At 69.4% G+C, this 18,450-nt stretch carries 9 protein-coding genes; 3 read left to right on the forward strand and 6 right to left on the reverse strand.

All coding sequences use genetic code 11. The features are described from left to right. The first annotated feature begins 10 nt into the window (after positions 1-10). Together ACH4TG_RS09115 and ACH4TG_RS09120 are read left to right on the forward strand one after the other, a co-directional pair. Complete coding sequence (locus ACH4TG_RS09115) at positions 11-862, forward strand: fumarylacetoacetate hydrolase family protein (protein ID WP_398241520.1); 852 nt, start codon at positions 11-13, stop codon at positions 860-862. Then, positions 859-1,893, forward strand: a complete 1,035-nt coding sequence (locus ACH4TG_RS09120) for a mannonate dehydratase (RefSeq protein WP_398241521.1) — start codon at positions 859-861, stop codon at positions 1,891-1,893. Before ACH4TG_RS09115 ends, ACH4TG_RS09120 begins: the two co-directional genes overlap by 4 nt. 251 nt (positions 1,894-2,144) lie before the next feature. On the opposite strand, the gene ACH4TG_RS09125 is transcribed toward ACH4TG_RS09120, so the two are convergent. Next, complete coding sequence (locus tag ACH4TG_RS09125; protein ID WP_398241522.1) at positions 2,145-5,363, reverse strand: family 20 glycosylhydrolase; 3,219 nt, start codon at positions 5,361-5,363, stop codon at positions 2,145-2,147. A gap of 228 nt (positions 5,364-5,591) precedes the next feature. After that, entirely contained in the window at positions 5,592-8,123 is a 2,532-nt protein-coding gene (locus ACH4TG_RS09130) for a CBM35 domain-containing protein (protein WP_398241523.1), read from the reverse strand. A gap of 1,271 nt (positions 8,124-9,394) precedes the next feature. Between ACH4TG_RS09130 and ACH4TG_RS09135 the strand changes: the two genes are divergently transcribed. Further along, on the forward strand, positions 9,395-12,454 hold the full coding sequence (locus ACH4TG_RS09135) for a hypothetical protein (RefSeq protein WP_398241524.1): 3,060 nt from the start codon (positions 9,395-9,397) through the stop codon (positions 12,452-12,454). Between the two features lie 260 nt (positions 12,455-12,714). On the opposite strand, the gene ACH4TG_RS09140 is transcribed toward ACH4TG_RS09135, so the two are convergent. The 4 genes from ACH4TG_RS09140 to ACH4TG_RS09155 form a co-directional block, all read right to left on the reverse strand. Beyond that, positions 12,715-15,123, reverse strand: a complete 2,409-nt coding sequence (locus ACH4TG_RS09140) for a hypothetical protein (RefSeq protein ID WP_398241525.1) — start codon at positions 15,121-15,123, stop codon at positions 12,715-12,717. Beyond that, positions 15,120-16,025, reverse strand: coding sequence for a carbohydrate ABC transporter permease (locus tag ACH4TG_RS09145; RefSeq protein WP_398241526.1), 906 nt, complete (start codon positions 16,023-16,025; stop codon positions 15,120-15,122). The genes ACH4TG_RS09140 and ACH4TG_RS09145 overlap by 4 nt, the downstream gene beginning before the upstream one ends. After that, positions 16,022-16,912: a carbohydrate ABC transporter permease gene (locus tag ACH4TG_RS09150; RefSeq protein WP_398241527.1), complete on the reverse strand. Its 891-nt coding sequence runs from the start codon at positions 16,910-16,912 to the stop codon at positions 16,022-16,024. Before ACH4TG_RS09150 ends, ACH4TG_RS09145 begins: the two co-directional genes overlap by 4 nt. Before the next feature lie 76 nt (positions 16,913-16,988). Continuing rightward, positions 16,989-18,266, reverse strand: coding sequence for an ABC transporter substrate-binding protein (locus ACH4TG_RS09155; protein WP_398241528.1), 1,278 nt, complete (start codon positions 18,264-18,266; stop codon positions 16,989-16,991). Positions 18,267-18,450 lie beyond the last annotated feature (184 nt).

Raw genomic sequence — 18,450 nt, forward strand, 5'->3', positions numbered from 1 at the left:
AGGACATTCCATGAGACTGATGCGCCTCGGACCCTCCGGTTGCGAGATACCCGTGGTGGTCACCGCCGACGGGGAACACCTCGACCTGCGTAGCATCACCGCCGACATCGACGGTCCCTTCCTGGCCGCCGACGGCCTCGACCGCGTCCGCGCCGCCGTCGACGGCCGCACCCTGCCCCGGATCGACGCGACCGGCCTGCGGATCGGCGCTCCGGTGGCCCGCCCAGGCGCCGTACTGTGCATCGGGATGAACTACGCGGCCCATGCCGCCGAGACCGGCGCGCTCCCGCCGGAGCATCCGGTGCTGTTCTACAAGGCACCCAACACGGTGGTCGGTCCCAACGACGAGGTGCTGCTGCCGCGCGGGTCGGAGAAGACGGACTGGGAGGTCGAACTCGCCGTCGTGATCGGCCGCCGGGCCCGCTACCTCGACTCGCCCGCCCAGGCCCTCGATCACGTGGCCGGATTCGCGATCTCCAACGACGTGTCGGAGCGGGCGTTCCAGCTGGAGGTCAGTGGGGGCCAGTGGTCGAAGGGCAAGAGCTGCGAGACCTTCAACCCGCTGGGGCCATGGCTGGTGACCCCCGACGAGATCACCGACCCCCAGGGCCTGCGCCTGCGGTCCACGGTGAACGGCGAACCGCGACAGGACTCGTCGACCGCCGACATGATCTTCGACGTCGCCACCCTGATCCACCATCTGAGCCAGTTCACCGTGCTGGAGCCCGGCGACGTCATCAACACCGGTACCCCCGAGGGCGTCGCCCTCTCCGGCCGCTTCCCCTACCTGCGCGACGGCGACCTCGTCGAGGTCGAGATCGAGGGGCTGGGTACCCAGCAGCAGAAGGTCGTGTCGGCGTGACGATCCGGCTCTCCCTCGGTCACATCGACGTCTACGACGACCGGACCGCGGCCTTCGCTCACCAACTGGGTCTCGCAAGCGTCCAGTTCCACACCCCTGACGTGCTGCCCGGTGAGAGGGGCTACTGGAGTCCGGAGGAGCTTCGCGCGCTGCGGGAACGCTGCGACGCCGACGGCCTGCGCATCGACGGGATCGAGAACGTCCCGGTGTCCCACATCTGGAAGATCCACCGCGGCCTCCCCGGGCGGGACGAGCAGATCGAGAACTACTGCCGGACCATCAGGAACATGGCAGCGGTCGGCATCGACATGCTCGGCTACAACTGGCTCCCGACCTTCGTCTGGCGCACCGGCATGGAGGTCGCGGGCCGCGGCGGTGCCAAGGTCACCTCCTTCGACCTTGGTCGTGTCGGTGCGGGCAACGCGCTGGCGTCCTACCGGCTTTCGCCCACCGCACCGCTTGACGAGCCGATATCCGCCGAGCAGATGTGGGCCAACCACCAGTACTTCCTCGACGCGGTCCTTCCCGTCGCGGAGGAGGCCGGCGTCCGCCTCGCGCTGCATCCCGACGACCCTCCGGTGGACGTCCCCCTGGGCGGCGCAGCCCGCATCTTCACCACGCCGGCCTCCCTGGCAGCCGCGCGCCTGCAGGCCGGCAACAGCCCGTCATGGGGGATCGACTTCTGCCTCGGCACCGTCTCGGAAATGGGCGGGGAAGAAGCGGTCAACGAGGTCATCGACACCCTCGGTCCGGTCGGCGCGATCTTCTACGTCCACTTCCGCGACGTGCAGGGCACGGTCCCCTCCTTCCGGGAGTGCTTCCTCGGGGAGGGCAACTACAACCCGGCCCGTGTCCTGCGACGACTGCACGACGTCGGCTTCGACGGCTTCGTCATCGACGACCACGTCCCGGCCATGGTGGGCGATCCCGCCACCTGGATGGACATCTCCTCAGAGGCCTACTGCAGCCGCGGACGGGCGCACGCCATCGGGTACCTCCAGGGCGTTCTCAACGGCCTGGCACTCGACTGATCAGCCCAAGGGACTTACGCAAGGATGGGCCGAGGTGCCGGGGACCGCAGTGGGGGCGAGAGCGAAGGCCTCTCGACGAGCCGGTATCCGTGCCCCTTGACGACCGGGCTCGCTGACCTGGCCGAATGCCAGCCCAGCGAGCCCTTCGCACCGTCGGCACGGCAGGATCCGACCCTGCACCCCCTTGCCCGTGCGCTTCGGTCGATGTGCGCCCATCGCTCATCGGCGCTCATGAGGTGCGGTCCGACGGCTCAGCTCGCCGATGCCGCTCCAGGTGAAGTCCCCTGCGCCGTCGCGATCGCGAAGACGTGCAGCCCGCCCGCGGTGGGCAGCACGATCCTGGAGACCGTCTTGGCGGGGTCCAACGGGACGGAGTTGACGTACAGGTAGGCGGTCTTGTTCCACTGGACGCCGGCGTAGTTCACGTAGGGCAGGGTGAGCGCCGGCTGCGGCCCGCCGGCCGCGGGTGCGACGTGCCAGTCCGGAACCGTGACGGTGAAGGGCGCGGCCGAGCCGTCGGTGTAGTAGACGGTGCCGCCGGCGTTGTTCTGCGCGCCGCCGCCGGCCAGGGTGAGCAGTCCCAGGGACGACGCCGCCCGGCCGACGCCGATGACCTGGCTGCCGGCGGAGACGTTGTCGGCGGTGTCGACCGGGACGTCGGGCCAGGTGAACGAGTATCCGCCGGAGTTGACCGTTCCGCCGGGCGTGACTCCGGCCGCGGCCAGGGTTTCGGCCGAGAGGGTGGATCCGTCTCCGTCGAGCCCGCCTCCCACGTTGGACGGCGACCGGTTGGCGTCGCTGGTGATCCCGACGCTGTTGAAGGCCTGCGCCAGGGTCGAGACGATCGGCGCGCCGACGTCCCACCTCTGCGAAGTGCGGCCGACCGGATCGGTGATGGTCAGGGGGATCTGGGCGAGACCGCCGCGCGGCTGGGCCAGGGTGAGGTGGACGGTGATCCTGCCGTGGGCCGGGATGGTGGCGGAGCCCGGGGAGAACGTCGCGACCGGGGAGTAGTCCGGGTTGGGCATGTCCCAGTGAACGGTCAGCCGAGTCGGCCAGCTGCTGTCGAGGGTCATGGTGGTGGAGATCGGGGCGCCGGGCTCGTCGGGCACGTTGCTCACCGGGATGGTGGCGACGACCGCCGGGTGGGTCAACTGGACCACGGCGGAGCCGCTTCCCTGCGCCCAGCCGGTACTCGACCCGACCGGAACGCTCGCCGTGGCCACGAGGCGGTAGTCGCCCGGCGCGGCGTTCACCGGCGCGGAGACCCGCCAGGTCGCGGTCACCGTGGCGCCCGGCGCGATCGAGGTCGGGTTGCCCTGCGTCGGTGACACGGTCAGCGGGGTGCTGTCGTCGACGGAGGTGCCGCTGAGGCCGGCCCTCAGGCCGTGGATCGTGCTGGTCCCGGTGTTCGTGATCGTGGCCGTGACCTGGTCCCGGCCGGTGAAGCCGAGCTGCGGCGGAGCGCTCACCGAGACCGCCAGCGGGGAGGCCGGTGCCGTCAGGAACTGGATCTCGCCGGTCTGGGCCGGTTGGCCGGGCGCCGCGACGTAGCGCAGCCACCGGTAGTGGGTCGTGCCTGCCACCGGCAGCACCTGCCAGTCGGCCGTGGGCCGGTACTTGACGGTCGCCAGTGTGTTGCATCCGGTGGTGGGGCCGGTGGTGCAGCCCTGGAACTGTCCGCCGACCATGGTCTTCTGCGCGGCGAGCTCGTGGCTGCTGTTGCCTGCTGTCATCGAGCTCATCGCGGGCAGGTAGCGCACGGCCGAGACCGGGGCCGCGTGGTCCGCCCCGAGGTCGAGACCGACGTAGGCCGGGGCTCCGGCGTTGCCGGATGCGACGTCCACTGAGGTCAGTCCGTTGCCGTCGAAGGCGTTCGCGGCCGGTGTGGCCGGGGACGAGGGTTCGGCGTAGGCGGTGCCGGTCAGCGCGGTGGCGCCGGGCGGGATCGTCTCGGGCATGCCGGGCGGGGCGCCGATCGCGTCGACCTGCGACTCGAAGGCCAGGAAGTCCTTTGCCCGGGGGCCGCCCCAGCCCACGGCAGCGAAGACCTGCGCCGGCCGGGTGGAGAAGGAGCGGTAGAAGCTGTCCGGGAAGGACGGGTTGGCCCGGTCGCCCCAGTTCGTCACTTCGAGGCCCAGGTAGCCGGCCTGGGTGGGCGGCGTCCAGGTGTAGTAGTAGCCGTCGTTGACGATCCAGGTGCTGCCGTTGCCCGGCAGGCTATCGGGCACGACGTACAGGTTGCTGCTCTGCGTGTCGATCACCTGGTGGCCCTGGTTGATGAAGCCGCCGGGGCCGCCGATCCAGGCGTCGATGACGATCGCGGGCTTGGCCAGGATGTCGGCGTCGCCGTTCCAGTTCCAGATGATCGGCGTCTTGCCCAGGCCGGTGACGACGTCGGCGAGTTTGTTCTGGAAGGTCGTGAAGACGTCCGTGGCGACCTTGTAGTTCTGGGCCTTGACGTACGAAGCGACCTCGGGGCAGCCGTTCAGGTCATGGGAGGACGGGGTCTCGTCGCCGCCCATGTGGAAGTAGCGCGAGTACTTGAACAGCGGCACGAACTCGTCCAGCAGCTTCGTCGCGAAGTCCAGCGTCGCCGGGTTGGTGACGTCCATGGTGGACCCGCCGCCCGCGTAGGCGGCCGTGCCGTGGAGCCCGAGCGTCGGACACGCGAAGGCGAGGTCCGTGTCGTAGTGCGTGAACACCTGGCCGTGGCCCGGGAGGTCTATCTCGGGGATCAGGTCCACGTGGTACTTGTGCGCGTAGTCGACGATCGCCGCGATGTCGGCGTGGCTGTACGACTGCACGTTGGCCAGGCCCGGGAAGGTCGTGCTCTGCATCCGGAACGCCTCGTTGTCGGACAGGTGCAGGTGCAGGCTGTCGAGCTTGAGCCACGCGGCGATGCGGATCTGCTGCTCGAGGTCGGCGACGGACTGGTAGTGGCGCGCGACGTCGATCTGCTCGCTGCGCAGCGTCTCGCGCGGCCAGTCCGACGCCGAGCCCTGCGGAAGAGTGCTGCGGGTTGGAGACAGCTTCAGCATCTGCTCCAAGGTCTGCTCACCGTAGAACGTGCCGGTGGCATCGCTGCCGCTCACCGTCGCCGTGGTGTCGATGGACAGCTTGTATCCCGTCGCGGCGGTCCCGGTCGCGCCCTCGGTCAGGAAGATGTCCCCCCTTCCGGCCTTGGCGGCCCTCACCACGGGGATGTGAGCTCCGGTCACATCGCGCAGATCCGCGGCGAAGGTGCGCGCGTCGGCCGAGAGGTCGTCGGCGTGCGAGGAGTCCACCACGATCCGCGCGGTGGCTTCCAGGACGAACGAGCCGGTGCCCCCCGTCCAGCTCTGCAGGCCGGGCTGCACCGCGGGAGCCGGATTGGCTGTGGCCGCCGAAGCGGGCGTCGGCGCGTGGAACGCCCCGAGCCCCAGGCAGACGCCCATGGCTGCGGCGAGTAATTGGCATACACGTTTCACGGACATCTCCCGGTGCGTAGTTAGTGCAGGACGGGAAAGATCGAGGTGAGCCAGCCACCCTCACCATATGGTCTAGACCTTAGAGGACTAGACCACTTCGGTGGACGCTACCACCACCACGACGTCGCCGTCGACACCTCGTGTCGCTTTCGGTGTGCTGCGGGGTGAGAGTGGCGTGGACCTCTTCCGGCCGGCGGACCAGCGCGGCCCCCATCGCGGGGGCGGCGGTCACGCCTTGATGATGACGACCGCGCGGTCGCCGGCTCCCGCGCTGACGGTGACACTGAACAGCTTGGTCGCCGCGTCGTAGCCGACGGTTCCCACGCTGCCGTGGGTGGCACTGGCACTGGGCTTGCGCGGCGCGTAGCCGTGCAGGGTGACCGGCCCCTCCCCCGCGGCGAACGCGACGGTGGCGTGCACGCTGCCGTGGTCACTCACGTGCTCCAGGCGCTTGCCGCCGTGCGCCACGAACTTGCCCTTGTCGCCGAGGAAGGCGATGCCCGACGGGCCGACCGGGGCGACCACCCAGTACGTTCCGTCGCTGACGCCGGCGCTGACCTGGCCGCCCTTCTTGACCAGGGTGCCGTTGCCGGCGAAGTAGTCGTAGACGTAGGCCGATCCGGTCTCGCCGATCTCGGCGAGGGTGAACGAGGCGTTCTGGTACAGGCCGTTGGGCACCGTGCCCTGGGTGACGCCGAGCCAGTCGATGTTGCTGCCACTGGCCCCGGTGGCGGTCGCCCGCACGGTGTTGGCGCCCGCCTCGAGGATGACCGGCACACCGGTCTGGCTCCAATTGGTCCATGAACCGGTCGAGGGGAACGACAGGCTGCTCGGGGCGCCGCCGTTGACGGAGATCGCCAGCGGGCGATCAGCGGAAGCGTTGGCGTACCGGAACTGCAGCGTGTAGGTGCCCGCCGCGGGCGCGTCCACGGTCCACTCGACGTAGTCGCCGTCCGCGTTCTGGTAGTCGGCGTATCCCGTTCCGGTGAATCCGGACTGGCCCGTGCCGACGACCGCACCCGAGAGCGCCGCGTCCTCCGCCTGGTAGATCTGCTGCGGCGCGGCGAACTGCCGTGCGTAGGCGAAGACGTAGCGGTACGTCAACCCCGGGTGCGCGGCGTGCGTGGAGGCCACCATCGCCGGCATCGTCCCGGCGCCCTCGCCGACGTAGGTCGAGTCGGTCGGCACGATCGGCACGTCCGGCTTGACGATGATGCCGTCGGGGCGCACCGCCTGGAACAGATGGCCGGCGTTGACCTTGCCGAGCGCGTCGCCGACGCCGACCGGTCCGGCCGAAAGCGTCGCCAGCAGGAGGTTGTCGAGCTCGCCGCTCATGAACACGTCCACCCACGGCCACACGCCCAGCGCGCCGGCGAACTGCGAGTCGTACAGGAACTCATCCCATTTTGCGCGGTTGAACCGGTCGTTGCTGACCCGGATGGTCGTGAGGTTGGGGTAGCGGACGGTCTGCAGGTAGTCGCGCGGCAGTGCCATGCAGTACTGCAGGTCCAAGCCGTCGACCGCGGCGTGGTGGGCCATGTTGTCGAAGAACTGGTCGGCGTCGGTGAGGTTCTCGGCAGGCTTGGCTTTCTGCGACAGCCAGTCCTGCTCGTAGACGACGACCCCGCCGTCCTTGAGGTAGTCCATGATGCTCTGCCAGTACGCCGGGTCGATGACAACGTCGTTCGAGAACTGGTACTGGCCGTGGTACGGGCTGGACTTGTCCATCCAGCGGGCGTGGGTGACCAGCGGCATCCCCAACTGCTTCTGGAATGCGGACAGTCCGTCCGGGAACAGCTGCTTGTCCGCCTCGTACAGGGACGTTCCGTCGGGCAGGTCGTTCCAGTCGGCGTTCGGGCCCTTGGGGTACCACCAGCTGTCGAGCTGCATGTAGCCCATCGGGATCTGCTGGGACGCCCACTCGTCGCGGACCGCCAGCAGCGTGCCGGTGTAGCCCTTGGACTGGTCGAACTTGTAGTAGTAGTCCGCGCCGTTGTCGGTCCAGTAGCCGAGGGTGCTGAGGATGACACCCGCGTCGTTGGCCGGCAGCGGCTTGCCCGCGAGCCGGGTCAGCACCGAGCCCCACGCGCGGTGGGCGGCGCCGACGCCGGCCTTGGCCGACAGGATCGTCTGCCGGGTGTAGCCGGCCGGCAGGGTGGCCACCGAGCTGATCACACCCGCGGTGATCGAGCCGTCCGACGCCTGCGAGGTCTGCGCCTCCTGGAAGTGGTTCGCCGCCGACAGGATGAAGGTGCCGCCCTGGTCGTCGAAGAACACCCACGGGCTGTCCGAGGCACCGGCGAAGGTGTTGAACTGGAACACGCCGAAGACGTCGTGGTGGCTCAGCTGGTGCGCGAGCTTCGGGTAGGCGGTGAAGGTCGGGAACGGGTTGCCGTTCGCGCCGGCCTTGACGTAGGTGTCGGTGAAGACGATGGAGGACGCGCCGTTGTACACGCGGATGCCGCCCTTGCGGGCGCCGGACTGGAAGGTGAACGTGGTCTCGGTGTATGCGCCGACGGCGTCGCTTCCGGCGTGGGTGGTGATGCCGGTGGCCGCGGAGCCGACCGACCCGCTGAAGGTCCAGCCCAGCACGGCCGCCTTCACCTGCCAGGCGCCCGACGCGTTCACTGTGGCCTTGAGGTCCTTCGGCCCGTTGGGCTCGGCACTGGCCTGGCCGACTGCTCCGGCCAGGGGCAGGGCCAGGGCCGCGGATCCGACGCCGGCGACCCGGAGGAAGTCGCGGCGGTTGATTCCGGTCATGAGTGGTGCTCCTCGTCTCGTTGCGGCGCAGCGGAACCGGCAGTGCTCCGCTGACGTGTCGTCGAAGCCGCGGCCGCGGGCGCGCCGGGGCGGCGGCAGGAGGCGGTGCTCGTCACGGAAGAGCCGGAAGAACGTTGGAACGGGCGGTCGGCCGTGCCCGGCGTGCCTGTCCGGCGCACGGAGATGCCCTTCGCCCAGCGAGGGGATGCGGGGCACAGTGTGCTGTCCTGCTTCTTTTGAGGTCAAGCCTCACAGCTTGAGAAGAGTGCTCAGGATCTCGGCTGTGCCGACAAGCCGCAGGCCGGGGGCCTTGCGTCGTCGGAAAGATCTTGACGGAACGCGCCGAGGATTCATCCATCTGAATCGCGGCCCGCAGGCAATTCCGGGCGGTATCACCGCAGTTGTGGCTGGGCAGCAGGGTTGACCGTCACCCCCCGTCGCGACTAGCGTCACCTCCCGTCACGGTTCAGAGTTCCGATTTGTGTTCGCGTATGTGACCCGGATGTCCTCGTCGTACCCGCGAAGACACGTGCCGTCCGGGATCACGCCCGCCGACCTGCCGACAGCGGTCACACGAGGAGGTGAGCACCCCAAGGCTCCCCTCCCGTCCCGTCAACGCGCCCACCCGGGCCGTCACAGAGGAACGACGAGAGGCGCCCGGCCAGACGAGCGCCAGGACTTGGGGGGTTGCCGCCGTCGGACTTTCGCGTGCCGGCGTACTGCCACTGGTTGACCGCGCCGCCGATCGCGGCGTAGCCGATGTCCGTCGCGACGAAGTCGACGCTCTGGCGGTCGACTGCCGCTCCATCGGCTTCGCCGGGGTGTCGAACTGGACGGGCTGGTGAGCTGGCGTGACCCCCGCACCGGAGGGACCGCCGAACGCGGCGCCTTGCCGACCTATTGCAGCGAGCCTAGGGCGGTGATAGCGTCCGCACCTCGATAGCTCCGATGTTTCATCGTAGTGGATTCACTGCGCGTCACACACTCCAACCTGGTCGCCTTTGTCGGCCAGGTTCATGTGCTGCCCCCGTACTGCATCCTTGGAGGTTTACTTGCGACGCCTCTGGAGCACATTCTTCTTCGCTGCTGCAGCCCTAGTCATCGGATGTATTGCCGCTCCACCAGGACTGGCCGCGCCCCCTGCCAAGTCGGTCACCCTGTACGCTGCGCCGCACGGCAAAGGCCACGGCTGCACGCCGGCCGCGCCATGCGGGCTGGACGGCGCCCAGCAGGCGGCGCGGGTCGCGGTTGCCCGGCACGCCGATGTGACCGTGCAACTGGCCGACGGTACCTACCGGCGCACGGCCACCTGGCGGTTCGGTGCGGCCGACTCCGGCACCTCCGGCCACCCGGTGACCTGGACCGCGGCACCTGGTGCGCATCCGGTGATCTCCGGCGGCAAGCGGATCACCCACTGGACCCAAGTACCGGGCAGCGACGTGTGGTCGGCACCGGTACCGGCCGGAACCCGTACCCGGCAGGTCTATATCAACGGCCTGGACACGCCCGTCGCGCAGGCGACCCCCTCCGCGCTGGGCCTCACGCTGTCCACGTGGGACAAGGCTGGATTCCATGTCACCGGGACGAGCGCGGCCTGGCTGCTGAAACTGGCAAGCGAATTGACCCCGACTCAACTGCACGAGCTGGAGTTCCACTGGAGGCCGATGCGGCCGACGGACTGGGCCGCGTCCTCGTGTCCGGTGGATGCCATCACGCCCGGCGCGGACGCGGGTACGGCGACAGTGGCCATGGCCCAGCCGTGCTGGAACAACCTGACCAACAAGTCGGCCACGGTGTACGGCGGGAACAGCAGCAACGTCACCCCGTACAACCTGGCCGCCAACACGGGCCCGACGCTGATCGAGGACGCCCGCACGCTGCTGCATCCCGGACAGTGGTTCCTGGACAACGACGAGAACGTGCTCTACTACCAGCCCACCGCCGGGCAGAGAATGTCCAAGCTGGATGTCGAGGTGCCGCAGGTCGAGTCGTTGGTGTCGGTGGCCGGCACGCTGGCCAAGCCGGTGCACGACCTCACGTTCAGCGGCATCCGGTTCACCACGGCCACCTGGAACCGCCCGTCCACGCCGACCGGTTTCCCCCAGGTGCAGGCCGGCCTGTACGCCGACCATCCGAACACTGTGGTCGACGGCGTGGTCCAGCCGGCCACCCAGGGCGAGTGCACGTTCGCCACACCGAACGCGGGCTCCTGCCCGTGGGGCGCGTACGCTCAGCCGCTTGCCAACGTGCAGCTCACCGCCGCTCACGACGTCAGCTTCCTGTCCGACCGGTTCGACGACCTCGGCGGCACCGGCCTGGGCATGCGCTACGGCAGTGACCACAACCTGGTGCGCGGCAGCATGTTCACCGAGATCGGCTCGAGCGCGGTCTGGCTGGGCTGCGGCAGCGACCCGAACCCGGGCGCCGCGGACGACCCGGCCGCCGCGGTGATCGCGGACTGCTCGGCCGACCCGGAGGCGTCCGCACACGACCCGATCGGCGAGAACGAGATCGCGACCGGCAACACGGTCGAGAACAACCTGATGTACCACGATGCCATCGACTACCTGGGCACCGCCGGCATCACCATGATGTTCACCCGGAACACGACCATCGCGCACAACGACGTCTTCGACATGCCGTACGACGGCCTGACCTCGGGCGCCTGGCAAGGCCATGTGGACAACGTGGACATCGGGCCGACGCACAACGACCAGACCACGACGAACATCAACTCCGACAACGCCATCAGCGACAACCACTTCCACAACAACATGCAGATCTTCACCGGTGACGGTGGCGAGATCTACACCGAGGGCCACCAGGGCGCGACCGTGCTGAACGCCGACGGCTCGGTGAACACGGCCGCGTCCTACGAGCACGGCCTGCAGATCACCGGCAACGTGTTCGACACCAACACACCCAACGGTGCCTACGGCACCGCGCCGGACGTGGGCTCGCAGTGGATCATGGAGTCCGGCAACGTGGAGTGGAACAACAGGCACTCGTTCTCCTGCCACTGGCCGAACCCGTCCATATCGCGGCTGACGTACACGCACAACTGGGCCGCCGATCCCGACGACAGCAGTTGCCCCACCGACACGGCCAACACCAGGATCCCGGCTCATCCCGGACCGGCGGACCTGCCGCACGACGTGCTCGCCAACGCCGGGCTGACCGCGGCCTACCGGACTCTCGAAGCGCAGCTGCCGGCCCGAATCGACTACACCGGCGCATCGTCGGCCACCGCCACGACCCCCGCGCAGGTCCTGGTGGTCGGCTCAGGCCTGACCGCGGCCACGCCGTTGACCATCGGCGGCATCCCGGTCCCCGCACACGACATCACCCTGCTCAACGCCGGTTTCCTGATCGCGGACGTGCCCGCCGGCGCCGGTTCGACGGTGACCACCATCGGGCCGCCCGCCCCGGCCGTGACCAGCCCGGTGGCCGGTTCCGTGTCGCCGCAACCGCCGACCGGCGTTGCCGGAACCGGCATTCCCGGCGACAAGGTCACGGTGACCGACGCCGGCCAGCCGGTGTGCACCGCGCAGGTCGCCGCCGACACAACCTGGGAGTGCCGACCCGCCGTCCCGTTCGGTGACGGCGAGCACTCCCTGTCGGTGACCCAGACCGGGGACGGCTACACCTCCGCACCGGCGACGGTTCCCTTCTACGTCGGCACCCAGAAGGTCACCTCGGTGGCCAAAATCGGCTTCAGCGGTTCCTTCGGCACGGACAACACGTACGTTCCAGGAGCCGGCGAGAGTGTGGTGGGCGCGATCAACCGGCGTGCCGGCACGGAGACCGTCCAGGCGGGCCAGGGCGTCGTGCTCACCGGCGGGAACCAGGCGGTCGGGTTCCAGCCGGCCACCGGCTGGGGCAGCACCGCGTTGACCCCGAGCTTCCTCGCCCGCATCACCTTCACCCCGAAGGCCGGCGCCAACCAGGCCCAACTCGGCACCCTCTTCGGCGTCGGCGGCAACCTGACCGTGCGCTACCGCGACGGGCAGTTGCAGTACGGCTTCTCGTCCAACACCACCGGAGACGACCACTTCCTCTCCGCCGCCGCGCCCACGGCCGGGCAGCAGCACGTGCTCGAGCTGGCCTGGGACGGTACGGCCGACGCTCTGCACGTGGTGCTGGACGGCACCGCGCTGCCCATGGTGTCCGGGGACGCCGCGCCGCCCACCCAGATCCTGGGCACCATGGTCGCGGTGGGCAACGACGTGCATCCCGCGGCACAGAGCCGCGGCTTCGTCGGCACGATCGGCGGGTTCGCCATGGGTACCTATGACGGGCCGTTCTCCGCGGCCCTGTTCGGCGGGCTCTGACGGCAAGTGCGGTCCCAGCAGGGGAAACTGAGGGAACGCTGGATCCAGCCAGCTTCCGGAAGCCCCTGCTGGGCCCGGCACCGTGGTTGCCTCCGGTCAATCGGGGCCGGCCGGCCGGCCGGCCGGCGAAGTGCTCACGCGTGTCGGCTTGCTTGGCAGGCGCCTCGCGGCCGACGCGTGAGCGACGTCGACCGCCAGGCACACATCCCCGTCGACGGCCGCCGGCCTCTCCGGTAGCCCACGGCGACGGGAGCCTTGGGCTACAGCCGGCCCTGCGACGGGCCGCGGCCCCCAGTCGTCACGGGCCAGGTGAGCACCGGGTTGCGGAACTTCGCGGCCTGCTCGGCGATCTCAGCCAAGTCGGCGCGGGGCAACGTGAGGAGCCCGTAGCGCACCTTGACCGGGCCGCTTTGGACTTGGGGATAGTTGGTGTCCCAGTAGTTGTTCGCGACCCAGCTCAGCATCAGCGGGTCGGCGTCGCGGTCGACGGCCTGCGGCGGGGGCCCGAAGTGGAACCCGCCGAACTGGACCAGCGGCGCGTCCGGGGTCAGCAGCGCCACGGCGCCGTGCTCGTCCCCCATGGCCGCGGCCGACTGCGCCGTCACCCAGCCGCGGGAGGAGCCGGGCAGCTGCTCATCGTCGAGAGCCACCATCCGGCCCGCCGTGTCGAACACGGCTCGCCAGCCCGACTCCAGCGCCAACGGCAGGGCAAGGTAGATCCCCGTCGGATGGTGATCGCCGGCGAGATCGATGTCGACGTCGATGCGGATCACCGGGTCGACCGCGTCGAAGGTGACGCGCTGGACCAGGGCGCGGGTGCCTGTCGCGGCGAAGCGGCGCTGGAAGATCACGCGTCCGGGCCGTTCTTCCACGGAACAGTCCAGTACCCGTTCGGCGGGCTCGCGGATCGGGGCCCAGGGCTCCCAGCAGGACTCGTCGCGCATCTCGCGGTCCAGGTTGCGCCGGTAGAAGGCGCGCCGGCTGCCGTCGGCGAGGGCGTCGGGCCGTTCCCGGATGAACGACAGCAGATCCATGCCCGGTCGCGGCCGCAGCACTTCGCGGCCGGTGGCCCGGTCCGTCAAGGAGGTGATGCGCCCGGAGTCCGGGTCGTAGGTCAGCACGTGGAACGGCGACTCGATACGGCCGGTGGACGCCACCCGGTCGATGGCGGCGGCGAAGTTCAGCTCGCGGGCCGAGCTGGGCTTGGCGATGACCTCGTGGGTGGGCCGGCCCGGGAACTCCGGGGCGGGCAGGTCGGCAACGGAGATGACCCGCCAGGCGCCGGGAGCCAGTTCGACGGTCCCGGTATCGCGGCGCTGCTCGCCGGGGGCGGGCACGCGCCAGGGCCGGTTCTCGTGGACGATCCGGCTGGCGCGGTAGGTCCGCTCGGTGGCCGGGCTCGGATCCGCGAACCAGGCGGCGGGCAGATCGAGGGCGACGGTGCGGTGGTACGGGGTGGGGTTGCAGACGAGTACCCCGGCGATCCCCTTGTCCGCGACCGGGTTCCCGGCCAGCCGCTCCAGCCCGTCCATGACCGCGAACGCGGCCAGTTCATGCCCCTGGTACGCGGCGGCCTGCTTCATCGTCTCGATCGCCCGGGCTTGCGGGTTGCCCGGGTCGGAGTCCCAGAAGCTGAAGGTGTGCTCGTCGAACACGTCGGCGTGCTCTGCGGCCTCGGCCAGCAGCGCCGGGTCGGCCCCCAGGGCTTGCGCGGTCTCGAGCAGCGGCTTGGTCTGCTGGTTCGTCGCGGTGGCCGCCGGGACGCTGCCGACGCCGAACGACCAGTAGTCGGTCCAGTCGCCCGACAGGACCGGGACTTCCCCATCGGGTATCCGCTGTATCCGCTCCCGGAGGTCGTCGAAGGTGGCATAGCGGATCCGGGGCCCGCGCCCCTGCTCGTTCCAGCGCCGGATGAGGTCGGGCAGATACGGGTTCGGCGGCGCGTTGTCCCACATAATCGGGGAACAGGTCGAGGTGAGGTAGACGAACGGCAGGTGGTAGTCGGCGCGGCGGAGCCGCTCGGCGAAGGCGTCCCAGCCGGCGGCCATCTGCTCGACGGAGTCGTCCCAGGCGTTCAGGATCTGGTCGAACATGGTGTAGTGGCTGCCGTTGAACACGCGCAGCCGCCGTCCCGAGGGGGCTTCCCAGGCGAACAGCCCGGGCCGGGGTTCCACGGGTCCGCCGAGATGCGGGTTGACCGCCATGACGAACAGATCCACGCCGGCGTCCAGGAGTTCGTCGGCGATCGGCCAGGGGATCCCGTTGACGTCGTGCTGACAGGCCACCGGGATCGGCCGGCCGACCGCGTCCTCCAGCTCCCGCTTGCCGGCCAGCAGCCGCCGGATCCCGGCCCGGTCGATCGTCGCGCTGACGTGCCAGCGCAGTGCGGACAGCCCGATGCGCCCGGAGTCGCACAGGTCCTTGAACCGGACGATCTGGTCGGCGGGGGCGTCGGCCAGCCAGCGCCGCACCGGCTCCGTGGCCTCGCAGGTCCACTTCGGCCGGTGGTCCTCCGGCAGGTCCGCGGTGGCCTCCAGCCAGTCCAGCGCCTGGGAGACGTACTCGGACTGGAGCCGCCACAGGATCGGCTGGGAGTGGGTGTAGCCGACGTCGAGGTGGCTGTGGTGCAGCACCAGGATCTCCTCGATCCCGGCGTCGAACTGGGTCACTTGGTGGCTCCCGTGGTGAGTCCGGCGATGAACTGCCGTTGCAGGGCGAGGTAGCCGGCGACGGGGATCACCGCGGCGAGGATCATCACGCCGAACAACTGGGCGTAGTTGGTGGAGTACTGGCCGACCGACAGGTAGATGCCGGTGGTGATGGTCTGTCCCCGGAGCGGGCCGAGGATGAACTGCGGGTTCATGAAGTCGTTCCAGATCCACAGCGACAGGAAGACGGCGACGGTCGCGGTGGCCGGGCGCAGCAGCGGCATGACGATCGTCCACCAGACCCGCAGGGTCCCGGCACCGTCCACGGTCGCGGCCTCGACGATCTCGCCGGGGATGGAACGCAGGAACCCGGAGTAGACGAAGACCGCGAACGACATGTACCCGCCGCCGACGTTGGCCAGCACCAGTCCGGCATAAGTGTGGTCCAGGTGGAGGTAGGTCAGGATCCTGATGGTGGGCAGCAGGATCACCGCGGGCGGGACCATCAGTCCTGCGGAGAAGCAGGCGAGGACGGCGCGCCGCAGCCGGGCCGGGCGGCGGCTGAGCCAGAAGCTGAAGGCGGCGCCGAGCGGGATGATCAGCAGCACCGAGGCGACCACCGTGACCGCCGAGTTGCTCAGGCCGATCTGGACGATCCGGTCGGGACGGGACAGGGCGTCGGTGAGGTTGTGCAGGGTCGGCGGTACGGGGGGCGCCGCCGGGTTCTTGATGATCTGGTCCTGCGACTTGAAGGCGTTGACGATCGTCAGGTAGATCGGGCTGACGAACGCCAGGGTCAGCAGTCCGGCGGCGACCAGGTGGCCCTTGGCCGCCCACCTGCGGCGGTGGGCGAGCGGTACGTGCGCGGGCGGCGGGGCGATCCGGCTCTGCGGTACCGCCCGTTGCGGGGTCGATGTGGTCACAGGTCCACCTCCCGGCGGCGCAGCAGGCCCGTCACGAACAGCGAGATGACCGCGCAGACCGCGAGCAGCAGCATGGCCACGGCGGAGGCGTAGCCGAACCGGTCGTCCGTGAAGGCGAGTTTGATGATGTAGAGGGCGGTGGACTGCGTGGAGTCGGCGGGGCCGCCGGAGGTCAGCACAGCGATGACGTCGTAGAGCTTGAGCATCGTGATCAGCGAGATGGTGACGCTGATGGTCGTACCCGGGGCCAGCATCGGAAAGGTGATCCGCCGGAACCGCTGCCAGCGGCCGGCCCCGTCCACCATCGCTGCCTGGTAAAGCTCGACCGGGATGGACTGCAGCGCCGCCAGGTGCACCACGGTGGTGAAGCCGGTGAGCACCCAGGCGGCGACCAGCCCGACGGAGAACATGGCCAGATGGGGGCTGCCGAGCCAGGTGACGGGGTGCCGGATGATCCCGAGCGAGGTCAGGACGCTGTTGAGGATGCCGTCCTGGGCCAGGATGTAGCGCCACACGAAACCGACGATCACTCCGGACAGCACCTGCGGGAGAAACGCGACGGTACGCATCATCCGGAAGCTCAGCGAGGTCTTGTTCAGGAGGATCGCGAAGGCGATGCCCAGCGCATTGGCGACGAGTGTGACGGCGGCGGCCAGCACCAGGGTGAAGGTCAGGCTCGAGGCCAGGGCGCCGTCGTGCACCATCTCCCGGTAGTTGTCGACTCCGATGAACCGGGCGTGGGCGCGGAGCGGGTTCTCGTTGGTCAGGCTCTTCCAGGCGCTCATGATCACCGGGACGAGGATGAACAGGGCGTACAGTCCCAGCACCAGCAGGGCGATGACGCCGAGGGCGGGGTCGCCGCGGCGCGGGCGGGCTCGGGTGGTCATGGCGGGTTCCCTTGGCGGAGTCGGTGGGTGTGCGTCCGGGCGCCGTGCCTGGTGTGCCCGGCGCCGGCGCCGTGGCTCACTTGGTCGCCGCGTCCCAGGCGGAGTCGAGCTTGGCCATCTGGCCGTGGACGTCGTCGGAGGTGAACAGGGCCTGGCTGGCGGCGTAGAAGGCGTCGTTGAGCCCGGAGGGCATGGAGTCGTCGTTGGTCGCCCAGCCGAACGCCGAGACCTTGGTGTTCTTGTCGGTGACGTAGGTGTAGGAGTCCTTGAACACCTGCGTGACGTTGACGCCGTAGTCAGCCAGCGACTTGCCCTTGAGCATCGGGAACGCGCCGTCGCCCTCGATCAGCGCCTTGTAGTTGGCCGGGTCCAGCGACCACGCCTGCGCGAACGCCGTCGCCTTGGCCGGATCCGCCGTCTTGGCGCTGATCGCCATCGACCCGCCGACCGCGAAGGGCACGACCAGCGACCCGTCGTCGGTGGGGGTCAGGAACGCCGCGAAGTCGTCGGCGTGGTCCTTGGGCACCGAGCCGAGGAACCAGCTGCCCATCATGTACATCGCGGCCTTGCCGGACGTGAAGTTGGTGATCGAGTCGGCGTACTTCACCCCCAGCGCGCCGTTCTCGAAGTACCCGTCCTTCACCATCGCGCGGTACTTGGTGACCGCCGCCACGACGTTGGCGTCGGTGAACTTGACCTTGCCGGCGTAGCGTTCCTGCAGCCAGCGCGGGTCCTTGCCCAGTACGTCCGCGGACAGGATGCCGACCAGCGGCATCGACGCCGCGAACGGATCACCACCCCCCAGTTCCATGGGGGTGATGCCGGCCGCCTTCAACTTGGCGCACACGGCCGTGAACTGCGCCCACGTCTTGGGCGCCGCGGTGATGCCCGCCTTCGCGAACAGCTTCTTGTTGTAGAAGACCTCGGGGATGATCTGCGAATTGGTCGGAGGGACGTAGACCTTGCCCTTGTACGCGTTGCCCTGCGGCAGCAGGAAGTTGGCGTTCACCCAGCTCTGGTCGTAGGGCTTCAGCAGCCCCGCCTCGACGAACGTCGACGGGGTGATCGACTGCAGCAGGTCGGGGAACTGTCCCGACGCCTGGAGCTGCTTGGCGTAGCCGTCGCGATCCGTGCTGGGGGCCACGATCTTCTTCACCGAGACGCCCTTGACCTGCTTCTCCGCGTTGGCGATCGAGGTGTCCCAGAACTTCGCGGTCAGGCTCGGGGTCTCGAACGTCAGGTAGGTGAGGGTGGAGTCGCCCTTCGCGCCCGCAGACGTGGAGGCCGCGGAACACCCGGTCACCAGCGCGAGCCCCACGGCCAGGCAGGCCGCGGTCAGAGTCTTGTGCCGCATGAACTCTCCTGAGGGTGGATGTGCCCGCGAGTGAGGGCGGCTCGCGGGGGGGATCGACGCTGGAGGAACAGCGAGATAACGTTATCGCGAGGATAGGTGCGGGTTACGGGAAGATGTCAAGAGCCAACCACCCAGTAACGACGCGGCGATACTGCAACCACACCCGACACGATGAGGGGAATGC

Origin of the sequence: Streptomyces sp. NPDC020917, from assembly GCF_044333795.1 — a bacterium.
Taxonomy (GTDB): domain Bacteria; phylum Actinomycetota; class Actinomycetes; order Streptomycetales; family Streptomycetaceae; genus Actinacidiphila.